The 12870-nt window shown below is 69.4% G+C and carries 11 protein-coding genes; 6 read left to right on the plus strand and 5 right to left on the minus strand.

Annotated elements, in window-relative coordinates; all coding sequences use genetic code 11:
* Positions 1-14: 14 nt before the first annotated feature.
* Positions 15-347, plus strand: a complete 333-nt coding sequence (locus RJ1_RS14775; RefSeq protein ID WP_073361006.1) for a hypothetical protein — start codon at positions 15-17, stop codon at positions 345-347.
* Here the strand turns inward: RJ1_RS14775 and RJ1_RS14780 are convergent.
* Positions 323-883, minus strand: a complete 561-nt coding sequence (locus RJ1_RS14780; RefSeq protein ID WP_073361007.1) for a TetR/AcrR family transcriptional regulator — start codon at positions 881-883, stop codon at positions 323-325. The two genes, RJ1_RS14775 and RJ1_RS14780, sit on opposite strands and share 25 nt — an antisense overlap.
* Before the next feature lie 104 nt (positions 884-987).
* Between RJ1_RS14780 and RJ1_RS14785 the strand changes: the two genes are divergently transcribed.
* Positions 988-2430: an FAD-dependent oxidoreductase gene (locus tag RJ1_RS14785; protein WP_073361009.1), complete on the plus strand. Its 1443-nt coding sequence runs from the start codon at positions 988-990 to the stop codon at positions 2428-2430.
* Here the strand turns inward: RJ1_RS14785 and pepN are convergent.
* From pepN to RJ1_RS14805, 4 genes are read right to left on the minus strand one after another with little or no spacing between them, the layout of a single operon-like run.
* Positions 2420-4930 carry an aminopeptidase N gene (gene pepN / locus RJ1_RS14790; protein ID WP_073361010.1) on the minus strand — a complete coding sequence of 837 codons (2511 nt, stop codon included), beginning with the start codon at positions 4928-4930 and terminating at the stop codon, positions 2420-2422. The two genes, RJ1_RS14785 and pepN, sit on opposite strands and share 11 nt — an antisense overlap.
* A gap of 37 nt (positions 4931-4967) precedes the next feature.
* Positions 4968-5822 carry an EamA family transporter gene (locus RJ1_RS14795; RefSeq protein ID WP_073361011.1) on the minus strand — a complete coding sequence of 285 codons (855 nt, stop codon included), beginning with the start codon at positions 5820-5822 and terminating at the stop codon, positions 4968-4970.
* A 19-nt stretch (positions 5823-5841) separates the two neighbouring features.
* Positions 5842-6642 carry a crotonase/enoyl-CoA hydratase family protein gene (locus tag RJ1_RS14800; protein WP_073361013.1) on the minus strand — a complete coding sequence of 267 codons (801 nt, stop codon included), beginning with the start codon at positions 6640-6642 and terminating at the stop codon, positions 5842-5844.
* A gap of 57 nt (positions 6643-6699) precedes the next feature.
* Complete coding sequence (locus RJ1_RS14805) at positions 6700-7542, minus strand: SDR family oxidoreductase (RefSeq protein ID WP_073361125.1); 843 nt, start codon at positions 7540-7542, stop codon at positions 6700-6702.
* 92 nt (positions 7543-7634) lie between these two features.
* Here RJ1_RS14805 and RJ1_RS14810 point away from each other — a divergent pair, with 92 nt between their 5' ends.
* From RJ1_RS14810 to RJ1_RS14825, 4 genes are read left to right on the plus strand one after another with little or no spacing between them, the layout of a single operon-like run.
* Positions 7635-8426, plus strand: coding sequence for a TIGR03084 family metal-binding protein (locus tag RJ1_RS14810; RefSeq protein ID WP_073361014.1), 792 nt, complete (start codon positions 7635-7637; stop codon positions 8424-8426).
* Entirely contained in the window at positions 8423-10129 is a 1707-nt protein-coding gene (locus RJ1_RS14815) for an acyclic terpene utilization AtuA family protein (protein WP_073361016.1), read from the plus strand. Before RJ1_RS14810 ends, RJ1_RS14815 begins: the two co-directional genes overlap by 4 nt.
* Positions 10126-11274: an acyl-CoA dehydrogenase family protein gene (locus RJ1_RS14820; RefSeq protein WP_073361017.1), complete on the plus strand. Its 1149-nt coding sequence runs from the start codon at positions 10126-10128 to the stop codon at positions 11272-11274. Before RJ1_RS14815 ends, RJ1_RS14820 begins: the two co-directional genes overlap by 4 nt.
* On the plus strand, positions 11271-12869 hold the full coding sequence (locus RJ1_RS14825) for an acyl-CoA carboxylase subunit beta (protein ID WP_073361018.1): 1599 nt from the start codon (positions 11271-11273) through the stop codon (positions 12867-12869). Before RJ1_RS14820 ends, RJ1_RS14825 begins: the two co-directional genes overlap by 4 nt.
* Position 12870 lies beyond the last annotated feature (1 nt).

The following is a 12870-nucleotide window of genomic DNA, read 5'->3' on the forward strand; positions in this document are numbered from 1 at the left end:
GAGTGAGGCGCATCATGACTGGTGATTCGGGCGCAGACTGGCATTTCTACGCGGTGGTCGAAACCGCGGTGGACGGCGGTCACACGCTCGCCGCGTTCGGGCCGCAGCCGACGGCGCTCGACGCTCTCCGGCTGGCCGTGCATTCGGTCAACCACACCGCGTATTCCGTTCTCGAACAAGGCATCGCGGGCGATCCGCGGGCCGACGCGAGCGTCGTCGAGCGGTTGCCGATCACGTCGTTCACGATCAGACGGCACCGCCGCAGCACGAGTGAGCTCGATGCCCGCTGGATGCTGAACGGCGGCAAGCACCACCGGCAGGACTACCGCGGTCCCGTGGTGAGGTAGTACTCGAGCACCGGCCCGACCCACCGCACCAGCTGCTCGTGCGTCATGTCGACGAGGGGCGGCACCCGGAGTACGTAGCGCGAGAAGGCGAGTCCGAGGATCTGTGACCCGACGAGGGCCGCGCGTTCGTCCGCGCGATCCGGCGCCACCGCGGCGAGGGCAGGCGCCACCTGGCGGGCGAACACCTGCAACATCGCTTCGGCGGCCCGCGGGCTGCCGGCCGCCGCGCGGAGCAGGGGGAGAAACGCGCCGTCGTTCTCCCACACCGCGAAGAACTGCGGCATCAGCACGGTTGCGAGCTGATCCGCCGGAACGTCATGGAGGTCGGGCAGGTGTAGCTCGAATTCCGCGGCCTCGGCGAACAGTGATTCCTTGTTGGTGAAGTAGCGGACCACCATTGCGGGGTCGACGCCGACGTCCGACGCGACACCGCGCATCGTCGTGCGGTCGTAGCCCTCTGTTCCGAACCGGGCTCGGGCCGCGTCGAGGATCGCGGCGCGGGTGGCGACGGCGGAGCGGGTGCGGCGTTCAGGCATTCCCACAGTGTAGTCAACAGCTGTTGACCTGGCGGGCGGATGCGCCTAACGTCGTAGTCAACAGTTGTTGACTTGATGGGGCATTTTTCGATCGGAGGATCGTCATGAAGCACATCGACGTGGTGGTGATCGGCGCCGGACCCACCGGGTGCACGCTCGCGGCCGAGCTGGCGACCGCGGGCCGATCGGTGACGGTGCTGGACAAGCGCCCCGCACCGTCCACTCTCAGTCGCGCATTCGGCGTTCACGCCCGCACTCTCGAACTGCTCGATGCTCGCGGACTCTCCGATCAGCTCGTGGCCACCGGGGCTCCCTCACCCGGTCTGAAGCTGTGGCACGGTGCGGCACTGAACCTCGGACGCCTGAATTCCCGCTTCCCGTTCGTCCTCGTCACACCGCAGCGGAACGTCGACGCCCTCCTCGAAGCGCGGGCACGCGAGCGCGGCGCCGACATCGTCCGCGGATTCACCGTCACCGGGGTGGACCAGGACCGGGACGGCGTCCGGGTCCGCGGTCACGACGGCTCGGGCGAGGACGTCACCTTTCACGCAACGTATGCGGTCGGTGCGGACGGCGCGCACAGCGCGGTGCGGACGATGATCGGGCAACCGTTCCCCGGCCAGGCCGTGCTGCGGTCGATCATGCTCGCCGACGTCGAGCTCGCGAACCCGCCGGACAACCTCGTCACCGTCAACGCCGTCCGCGACGGCTTCGCGTTCATCGCACCATACGGCGACAACCTGTTTCGGGTCATCGCCTGGAACCGGCGACATCAGGTCGACGACAGCGCCCCGGTCGACAGAGAGGAGTTGCGCGCCACCATCCGGACCGCGATGGGCACCGATTACGGACTCGGTGACGTGCGCTGGCAGTCGCGATTTCACAGTGACGAACGGCAGGTGCCGCAGTACCGGACGGGTCGGGTGTTCCTCGCCGGCGACGCGGCCCACGTGCATTCGCCGGCGGGCGGGCAGGGCATGAACACCGGCATCCAGGACGCCGTCAATCTCGGCTGGAAACTCGCGGCAGTCCTGGGCGGCGCAGACGAGTCGGTGCTCGACACCTACCACTCCGAGCGGCACCCGGTCGGGAGGCTGGTGCTGCGCTCGAGCGGTGCGACGATGCGCATGATGACGGTCCGGCCGTGGATTCTGCGGAAACTCCGGAACGTCGCCGTCTCAGCGCTTCTCGGTTTCCCGCCGATCGGAGACGCCGTTGCCCGGATGTTCTCGGGCATCGGAATCGGATACGGACACCGGACCGGTGAGAACGCACTGGTCGGCCGGCGGGTCGAGGACCTGCCCACCGACGCCGGCCGGCTGTACGAGGTGATGCGTTCGGGCGGTTTCGTTCTGGTCACCGAGCCCGGTGCTCCTGTCCCCGGCGAGATCCACGCGGTGACCCGGACCGGTGCCGGACCCGCACTGCTCGTGCGCCCCGACGGCTACATCGCCTGGGCGGGCGACAGTACGTCGGGCGAGTGGCGCGGCGTCCTGGACCGGTGGACGGCCCGCACCTCGAACGGTGCCCACGCTGTCAGTCCGTGATGTCCGGCCGGCCGTTGAAGGCCTGCGCTCGCAGGTCCCGGGCGAGATGATCCCGTTGCTCGATCACCAACCGGCGCAGCGCGGCCGGCGCATCGGCGTTGGCGACCAGCCAGCCGTCGGCGGCGTCGAGACTCGTCTCGGACGGGAACAGCCCGACCACGATCCGCCGGGCGATCTCGATGCTGCGCTCCTCCCACACCGAGCGAATCGCGGCGAAGTAGTCGGCGGCGTATCCGGCGACGAGGTCGTGCCGGGCGCCGGCGCCGAACCCGGCGATGACCGCGCCGAGATGGTCGTTCGACAGCGTGCGGTCTTCGAAGATCGACTGCCAGGCCTTCGCCTTCACGTCCGGGTCCGGTCGCGAGAACGTCGCCCGCAGGTACGCGGTGCGGCCGGAACCGGTGTCGTCCCGGCGCAGTTCACCGTCGAGGTCCGCGTCGCCGGCGTGCCCGGTGGCGGCGAGAGCGCCCCAGAACGCCCAGCGCAGATCCGGGTCGAGCGACAGTCCCGTCGGCGCAGCCCCGCCGGCCTCCAGCATCGACCGGATGTCGTCCGCGCGACCGTCGTCCATCGCGGCGGCGGCGGCCACGGCACGTGCCCAGGCGAGTTGGCTCCCCGAGGCCGGCGGTGCGGCCTGCAACGCACGCCAGGTCTGTTCGAGGCGGCCGCGGCGTGCGGCGTCGCGCGCGGTCTCGGGGAGGTAGTGCTCGACGGCGTACGGGGCGTTCGCCAGCACCGAGGTGAGGAGGGTCAGGTGCGCCTCCGTCGGGGAGAACCGCTCGGCCATCGACAGGTACCGCATCGCGCCCAGTTCGCTGTCGCGGGTGGCGTTCCACAGCGACGACCAGATCAGGCCACGTGCCAGCGGGTCGCGCAGCCGGTCGAGCGACTGCTCGACTGTGGTCAGCGAGCGATCGTCAAGCCGCACCTTCGCATATGTCAGATCGGCGTCGTTGAGCAACACCAGCGCCGCGTCGGCGAGGTCGATCGGGGTGCGCGTGTCGGTGAGGTCGACCTCGACCCGCTGCACGCACACGAGGTCGCCCACGTCGTCGAAGTCGTAGCGCCCGACCCCCAGCCGGTGCGGACGCGGCTCGGTCTGCACGATCGAGGCGCGTCCGTCGGCTTCGCGCTGAAGGGTCAGTGCCGACACCCCGGTGGTCTGCAGCCAGGCCCGCGCCCAGGTCGACAGGTCCCGGCCCGACGTGGCCGACAGTTCCGCCAGCAGATCCGTGAGGGTGGTGTTGCCGAAGGCGTGGGCGCGGAAGTAGCGGCGCGCCCCCTCGAAGAACGCCTCCCGCCCGGCATACGCGACGAGTTGCTTGAGGACGCTGGCGCCCTTCGCGTACGTGATGCCGTCGAAGTTCAGTTTCGCGGCCTCGAGGTCGACGATGTCGGCGACGATCGGATGCGTCGTGGGCAACTGGTCCTGGAGGTACGCCCAGGCCTTGCGACGGTTGGCGAACGCCACCCACGCGTCGGTCCACCGGGTGGCCTCCGCGCTGGCCAGTGCACCCATGTAGTCGGCGAACGATTCCTTGAGCCACAGGTCGTCCCACCACACCATGGTGACGAGGTCGCCGAACCACATGTGGGCCATCTCGTGCAGGATCGTGTTCGCGCGGCCCTCGTACTGGGCGTCGGTGGCGGCCCCGCGGAACACGTACGCCTCGGTGAACGTTACGCAGCCGGGGTTCTCCATGGCGCCGAGGTTGTACTCGGGAACGAACACCTGGTCGTACTTGCCGAACGGGTAGGGGTAGTCGAAGGCGTCCGCGAAGAAGCCCAGCCCCTGCCGGGTGATCTCGAAGATCGTGTCGGCGTCGAGGTACTGCGCGAGCGACGCCCGGCAGAGGACACCCAGTGGGATCGTGAGGTCGCCGCCGCTCCACGACGAGTCCACCCGGTGGTACGGACCTGCCACGATCGCGGTGATGTAGGTGGAGATCGGTAAGGTCGGCGCGAACGTGACGACCTGACCGTCGGCGGTGTCGTCCCGTGCGGCGACCCGCTGGTTGGAGACCACCTCCCACGCAGGCGGCGCAGTGACGACGAACGTGAACGGCGCCTTCAGGTCCGGCTGCTCGAAGCACGCGAACACCCGTCGCGCGTCGGCGGGTTCATACTGCGTGTAGAGGTAGGTCTGCCCGTCGGCCGGGTCGAGGAACCGGTGCAGGCCCTCGCCGGAACGGCTGTACTCGCCGCGGGCGGTGACGATCACGACGTTCGATGCCTGTAGCGCGTGCAGCGCGATGCGGGCGCCGTCGTAGTCGACGGGCACGTCCGCGCCGTTGATCGTCACCGACTCCACGCCGGCCCCGAGAAAGTCGAGCCAGGTCGCTGTGGTGGTGGCGGTGAACTCCACGGTCGTCGTGGTCCTGAACGTCCCGACCTCCGGGTCGACCGCGCCGAGGAGGTCCAGTTCCACGCGATAGCCGAGAACATCGATCGCGCGGGAACGTTCGGCGGTTTCGGCTCGGGTCAGGTTCGCGGTGCTCACGCGTCGATCCTGCCAGCCCTGCCCTCCCGCCGCGCCGCTACCGGTTGCTCAGCACCGATCCGACGCCGGCCGCGACGACGAGCGCGATCGCGGCGAGCGACTGCAGGCCGAGCACCTGCCCGAGCACGATCACTCCGGCCAGTGTCGCGGCCGCCGGTTCCAGGGCGATGAGTACGGCGAACACCTTCTTGCTCATCACCTGCAATGCTCTCAGTTCGAGCGAGTAGGGGATGACCGAGGACAGCAGGGCCACCGCCGCACCGACGGCCAGGATCCGGGGATCGAACAGCGCGGCGCCGCCGGACACCACGCCCAGCGGAATCGTCAGGGCCGCCGCGACGATGCTCGCGCCGGCGAGACCGTCCGCGCTGGGGACCGTCGCCGCGAGATTCGACCCGGCGACGATGTAGCCGGCCCACGCGGTCCCGGCGAGGAGCGCAAAACACACGCCCACGAGATCGAGGGAGTCGGCTCCCGAATTCTCGCGCAGACCGAGCAGCACCACGCCGGTCAGCGCCGCCAGCACCCACACGCCGTCCTGCAGTCTTCGCGACAGCACGGCGGCGAGGGTGAGCGGACCCAGGAATTCGATGGTGACGGCGGTGCCGAGCGGGAGCCGAGCGAGGGCCTCGTAGAACGCCGAGTTCATCACGGCGAGCGCCACTCCGAGTGCGAGGATGCCCTCGCGCTGCGTTCGTGTCCACCGTCGCCACCGCGGTCGCACGATCACCCCGAGGATGAGCGCCGCGATCGTCAGTCGCAGCGACACCGCACCGCCGGCACCCACCGACTCGAACAGGGTGCTCGCGAACGCGGCGCCGAACTGGACGGACAGCACCGATCCGAGGACCGAGACGACGGGAAGAAGCTGACTGCGCGGCTCGGCTGTCACCGGTGTGCGATGCCCGGGTTCACTGACCGGTGAAGTTCGGGCTACGGCGATCGAGCATCGCACCGACCGCCTCGTGATGGTCCGCGGTGTGGTGTGCCAGCGACTGCATAGCCGCGGACAGTTCGAGGAGACTCTCGAGGCTCTGGTGACGCCCCTCGCGCAGCAGTTTCTTGGTCATCCGCAGGACCTGCGGCGGGTTGACCGCCACCCGGTCGGCGAGCGCGCGCGCCGCGGTGAGGAGATCGCCGGGTTCCGTCACCTGCGAGACGAGTCCCCATTCGAGGGCCTTCGCGGCGTCGATCGCGTCACCGGTGAACGCCATCTCGCTGGCCCGCGCCATCCCGACGGCCTGCGGCAGGAACCAGGCGCCACCGTCGCCGGGGACGAGCCCGACCTTGACGAAACTCTCGGCGAAGACCGCGGCCGTCGACGCGATCCGCATGTCGCACATCAGCGTCAGGTCGCATCCCGCGCCGATCGCGGGTCCGTTGACGGCAGCGATCGTCGGAACCTCGCAGTGGTACAGGGCCAGCGGGATGCGCTGGATGCCGTGCCGGTAGCCCTGGCGCAGATCGGCGGGGGAGCCACCGAACATGCCCGCGCGGTCGCGCATGTGCTTGACGTTGCCGCCGGAGGAGAACGCCGAGCCGGCGCCGGTGACGATCGCGACGCGCACGCTGGGATCACCGTTGACGTCGGCCACCGCCTTCTCGAGCGCCTCGATCACGTCCGGTTCGGAGATCGGGTTGCGGGCCTCCGGGCGGTTGAGCGTCCAGGTGACGATGTCGCCATCGCGGGTGGTGAGCACGGCGTCGGTCATGGACGACTCCCTCGGGTGTGAGCGCGGATTCGAGACCGTCCCAGTCTGTCATTGCGCTCAGATGCCGGTGCGCCGTACCAGTGCGTCGGTCGCGGACGGCGCGAATGTGCCGAGCAGCCGGAACAATTCCGCGTAGCCGGGGAGCAGTTCGATCGGCCGGGTGCGCACGGCGGTGACGAACCATTCCGCCGCCTGCTCCGGGGACAGGGCCGCCATGGAGTCGTAGTCCGTGGTGGGCGCGATCATCGGCGTCCGGACCAAGGGGAAGTCGAGGGTGGTCACCGAGATTCCGCGGTCGCGCAGTTCGGCGCCGAGGCTCCGGCCGAACGCGCCCACCGCGGCCTTCGAGGCGTGGTAAGCCGAGAACTTGGGCATGACCCCGGCGGGCACGCCCCACGTCGCGACGTTGATGACGTGCCCCTCGCGGCGCTCGATCATCGAGGGGAGCAACGCGAGGGTCAGCCGGGTCGAGCCGAAGTAGTTGACTGCCATGGTGCGTTCGAAGTCGTGGAACCGGTCCAGTGAGTCCTCGACGGTCCGCCGGATCGACCGCCCGGCGTTGTTGACGAGTACGTCGACGGGGCCGATCTCCCCGAGCACCCGCGCGACGAGGGCGTCGACGGACTCCGGGTCGGTGAGGTCGCAGGGGACGGCATGCGCGTCGCAGCCGGACCGGAGGATGTCGTCGCGCACGGATTCGAGGGCGTCGACGCCGCGGGCGACGAGGACGACCTCGGCGCCGAGCGCGGCGAGCCGGCGTGCGGCGGCCTCGCCGACCCCCGAGGAACCGCCGGTGACGAGGATCCTCTTGCCGGCGACGCGGTGGCCGGTTCCCGGGACCACTCGCACTGCCAGTGTGCGCGGTGTGGGGAGTGGATTGAGCGCCGCCTGGGTGAGCATCTGTCGGATCACCTGACCAGGATGTCAGCTCCCCGGCCGAATAACAATCAATCGTGCTTGCTTTTTTATCGGGCCAGTGTGATGCTGGTCGCATGGCTGAACTGCAGAGGTTCATCGATGACTTGTGCGCCGAGAGCGAATCGCTGGACGCGCTCGTCGCCGACCTCCCCGACTCCCGCTGGGCCGATCCGACACCGGCCGAGGGCTGGACCATCGCCCACCAGATCGGACATCTGCTCTGGACCGACGAGGCCGCCCTGCTGGCGATCACCGACCCCGACGGCTTCACCGAGCGACTGATGGTGGCCGCCTCCAACCCGGCCGGCTTCGTCGATGCCGGCGCCGCGGAGCACGCCCGTCGGGAACCCGCGGAACTGCTCGCCGCCTGGCGCTCGGCCCGGGCTCGACTCGGGGAGGCCCTCCTGGCGGTGCCGCCGGGGCAGAAGATCCTCTGGTACGGCCCGCCGATGAAGGCGGCGTCGATGGTCACCGCCCGGTTGATGGAGACGTGGGCGCACGGCCAGGACGTCGCCGACGCACTGTCGGTGCCGCGGAAACCCACCGATCGGCTGAAGAGCATCGCCCACCTCGGTGTCCGCACCCGCGACTTCGCCTACGCCGTCAACGAACTCGCCCCACCCGCGGACGAGTTCCGCGTCGAACTCACCGCCCCCGACGGAGTGTCCACCTGGACGTGGGGCCCCGAGGACGCCGCGCAGAAGGTCACCGGCCCCGCCGAGGACTTCTGCCTCCTCGTCACCCAGCGCGCGAACCGAGCCGATCTCGCCCTCGAGGCCACCGGCGCGGACGCGGACGCGTGGCTGAACATCGCTCAGGCCTTCGCGGGCCCCGCGGGCGGCGGCCGTGAAGCGGGAACCCGATGACCGTGCGGATCGGCAACTGCTCCGGCTTCTACGGCGACCGACTGTCGGCGATGCGCGAGATGCTCGAAGGCGGCGAACTCGACTACCTGACCGGCGACTACCTCGCCGAACTCACCATGCTGATCCTCGGCCGCGACCGCATGAAGGATCCGAACCGCGGCTACGCCAAGACGTTTCTCCGTCAGGCCGAGGACTGCCTCGGACTCGCCCTGGACCGCGGTGTCCGCATCGTCGCCAACGCGGGCGGTCTCAACCCCGCCGGTCTGGCGGGCGCGTTGCGGGAGGTGAGCGACAAGCTGGGGCTGCCGGCGAAGATCGCCCACGTCGAGGGCGACGACTTGATCGGCCGGGCCGCCGAACTGGGGCTGGGCAGCCCGCTGACCGCCAATGCCTACCTCGGGGCGTGGGGCATCGTCGACTGCCTGAACGCCGGCGCCGACGTCGTCGTCACCGGGCGTGTCACCGACGCGTCCGTGATCGTGGGGCCGGCGGCCGCGCACTTCGGCTGGCAGCGAGGCGCTTTCGACCAGCTCGCCGGCGCTGTGGTGGCCGGGCACGTCATCGAGTGCGGTACCCAGGCGACGGGCGGAAACTACGCGTTCTTCACCGAGATCGACGACCTCGATCGCCCCGGATTCCCGATCGCCGAAATCGAGGCGGACGGCTCCTCCGTCATCACCAAGCACGCGGGGACGGGGGGCGCCGTGACTATCGGCACCGTCACCGCGCAATTGCTGTACGAGATCACGGGCGGCCGCTACGCAGGCCCCGACGTGACCGCGCGGATCGACACCGCCGCACTGTCGCAGGACGGGCCCGACCGGGTGCGGATCAGCGGAGTCACCGGTGAGGCACCGCCGCCGCAGCTCAAGGTGTCGCTGAATACGCTCGCGGGATTCCGCAACGAGGCCGTGTTCGTGCTCACCGGCCTCGACATCGAGGCGAAGGCCGCCCTCGTGAAGCGGCAGCTCGAGGGCTGGCTCCCCACGCGCCCCACCGAGCTCGACTGGTCGCTCGCCCGTACCGATCATCCGGACGCCGACACCGAGGAGGCCGCGAGTGCGCTGCTGCGTTGCGTGGTCCGGGATTCCGACGCCAACGCCGTCGGTCGCGGATTCTCCTCCGTCGCAGTCGAAATGGCGTTGGCGAGCTACCCCGGCTTCACGCTGACGGCGCCGCCCGGGCAGGGCCAGCCCTACGGGGTGTTCACCCCGGGATACGTGTACGCCAAGGAGGTGCCGCACGTTGCGGTGCTGCCGGACGGAACGCGCGTCGACATCGAACCCGCCACCGACGTTCGGGAACTCGAGGACGTCGCCGAACCCGCGCTCCCGGAGCCGCGGGGCGCGGAACCCACGGTGCGGGTGGCGCTCGGGACCATCGCCGGAGCGCGCAGCGGCGACAAGGGCGGCAACGCCAACGTCGGTGTGTGGGTGCGCACCGACGAGCAGTGGCGGTGGCTCGCCCACGCCTTGACCGTCGACGAGGTGAAGCGCCTCCTCCCGGAGGCCGCCGACCTCACCGTCACGAGGTACGTGCTGCCGAAGCTGCGTGCCGTCAACTTCGTGATCGAGGGAATTCTCGGGCAGGGCGTCGCCTCCCAGGCCCGGTTCGACCCGCAGGCCAAGGGCCTCGGCGAATGGCTGAGATCCCGGCACCTCGACATACCGGCATCACTCCTCCCCGAAGGGACAGCGTCGTGAACGCGTGGGACACCCCCGAGCGGCAGGAACTGCGCAAGACGGTGCGCAGCTTCGTCGAACGACAGATACTGCCGAACCTGGACGACTGGGAACGCGACGGCGAACTTCCCCGCTCGTTGCACCGGGAGGCGGCCGAACTCGGTCTCCTCGGCGCCGGCTTCCCCGAATCCGTCGGGGGTGAGGGCGGTGACCTCGTCGACGCGGTCCTGATCTGCGAGGAGTTCCACCAGGCCGGTGCGTCGGGCGGCGCGTTCGCCTCCCTGTTCACGTCGGGCATCGCCCTGCCGCACCTCGCGGCGGCCGGTGACCCCGAGCAGATCGAGAAGTGGGTCCGCCCCACGCTGCGTGGAGAACTGATCGGCTCACTCGCCATCACCGAACCCGGTGGCGGTTCCGATGTCGGGCATCTGCGGACCACCGCGGTCCGCGACGGCGACCACTTCGTCGTCAACGGGTCCAAGACGTTCATCACGTCCGCCGTCCGCGCCGACTTCGTGGTCACCGCCGTGCGCACCGGAGGTGCCGGGGCGTCCGGGGTCTCCCTGCTCGTGATCGAGAAGGGCACACCGGGATTCGAGGGGGCCCGCAAGCTCGACAAGATGGGCTGGCGCGCGTCCGATACCGCCGAGCTGTCGTTCGTCGACGCACGGGTGCCCGCCGCCAACCTGATCGGCGAGGAGAACAGCGGATTCGCGCAGATCGCCCAGGCGTTCCTCACCGAGCGCATCGCCCTCGCCGCGCAGGCCTATTCGAGCGCGCAGCGGTGCCTCGACCTCACGCTGCAGTGGGTGCGCGACCGCGAGACGTTCGGCCGCCCACTGATCAGCAGACAGTCGGTGCAGAACACGGTCACCGAGATGGCACGCAGGACCGACGTGGCCCGTGTGTACACGAGAGCGCTGGTGGAGCGTTCGCTCGTGTCGAACGAGGACTTCATCGCGGAGGTCTGCTTCGCGAAGAACACCGCCGTCGAGGCCGGTGAGTGGGTGGCCAACCAGGCCGTCCAACTGTTCGGCGGCCTCGGCTACATGCGGGAAAGCGAAGTGGAACGGCAGTACCGCGACATGCGCATCCTCGGAATCGGTGGCGGTACCACCGAGATCCTGACGGGGCTCGCGGCCAAGCGATTGGGGTATCAGTCATGACCACGTTGAAATCCACCCTGGACACCGGTTCGGAGGAGTACGCCGCCGCGGCGAAGGCCATGACGGACAAGCTCGCCGAAATCGACACCGAGCACGCCAAGGCCCTCGCGGGCGGCGGCGAGAAGTACACCGAGCGGCACAAGAAGCGCGGCAAGCTCCTCGCCCGGGAACGCATCGAACTGCTCGTCGACCGGGACTCACCGTTCCTGGAACTGTGCCCGCTCGCGGCCTGGGGCAGCGACTTCCCGGTCGGCGCCAGCACCGTCGTGGGCATCGGGGTGGTCGAGGGCGTCGAGTGCCTGATCGTCGCCAACGACCCCACGGTCCGCGGCGGCACCAGCAACCCGTGGACCCTGCGGAAGGGATTCCGCGCCAACGACATCGCCCGGCAGAACCGGCTCCCTGTCATTTCCCTCGTGGAATCCGGCGGCGCCGACCTCCCCACCCAGAAGGAAGTCTTCATCCCCGGTGGTCGCATGTTCCGCGACCTCACGCAGCTCTCCGCTGCCGGCATTCCGACCATCGCCCTCGTCTTCGGCAACTCGACGGCGGGCGGCGCCTACATCCCCGGCATGTCCGATCACGTCGTCATGATCAAGGAACGGTCCAAGGTGTTCCTCGCCGGACCGCCGCTGGTCAAGATGGCCACCGGGGAGGAATCCGACGACGAAACCCTCGGCGGCGCCGAGATGCACGCCCGCAAGTCCGGACTCGCCGACTACTTCGCTGTCGACGAGCAGGACGCGATCCGCATCGGGCGCAGCATCGTCAAGCGCTTGAACTGGACGAAGCAGGGTCCGGCGCCCCGGGCCGAGGTGATTGAGCCGCTCGAGGACCCCGAGGACCTGCTCGGCATCGTCCCCGCCGATCTCAAGATCCCGTTCGACCCCCGCGAGGTGATCGCGCGCATCGTCGACGGCTCCGACTTCGACGAGTTCAAACCGATGTACGGATCGTCGCTCGTCACCGGCTGGGCCGAACTGCACGGATACCCGGTGGGCATCCTCGCCAACGCGCGCGGCGTGCTCTTCAGCGAGGAATCGCAGAAGGCCACCCAATTCATCCAGCTCGCCAACCGATCGCACACGCCACTGTTGTTCCTGCACAACACCACCGGCTACATGGTCGGCAGGGAATACGAGGAGGGCGGCATGATCAAGCACGGATCGATGATGATCAACGCCGTCTCCAACTCCACCGTCCCGCACATCTCGATCCTGCTCGGCGCGTCCTACGGCGCCGGCCACTACGGCATGTGCGGACGCGCCTTCGACCCCCGATTCCTGTTCGCCTGGCCCAGCTCCAAATCCGCCGTCATGGGCGGCGCCCAGCTGGCCGGCGTCATCTCCATCGTCAGCAGAGCCTCCGCCGAGGCACGTGGGCAGGCGTTCGACGAAGAAGCCGACGCCGGCATGCGCGCGATGATCGAGAACCAGATCGAGGCCGAATCGGTGCCGATGTTCCTGTCCGGCCGGCTCTACGACGACGGCGTCATCGACCCACGCGACACCCGAACTGTGGTGGGAATGTGCCTGTCGGCCATTGCCAACGCCCCGATCGAAGGCACCGAGAACTTCGGCGTCTTCCGGATGTGAG

The organism is Rhodococcus jostii NBRC 16295 (assembly GCF_001894825.1).
Classification (GTDB): domain Bacteria; phylum Actinomycetota; class Actinomycetes; order Mycobacteriales; family Mycobacteriaceae; genus Rhodococcus_F; species Rhodococcus_F jostii.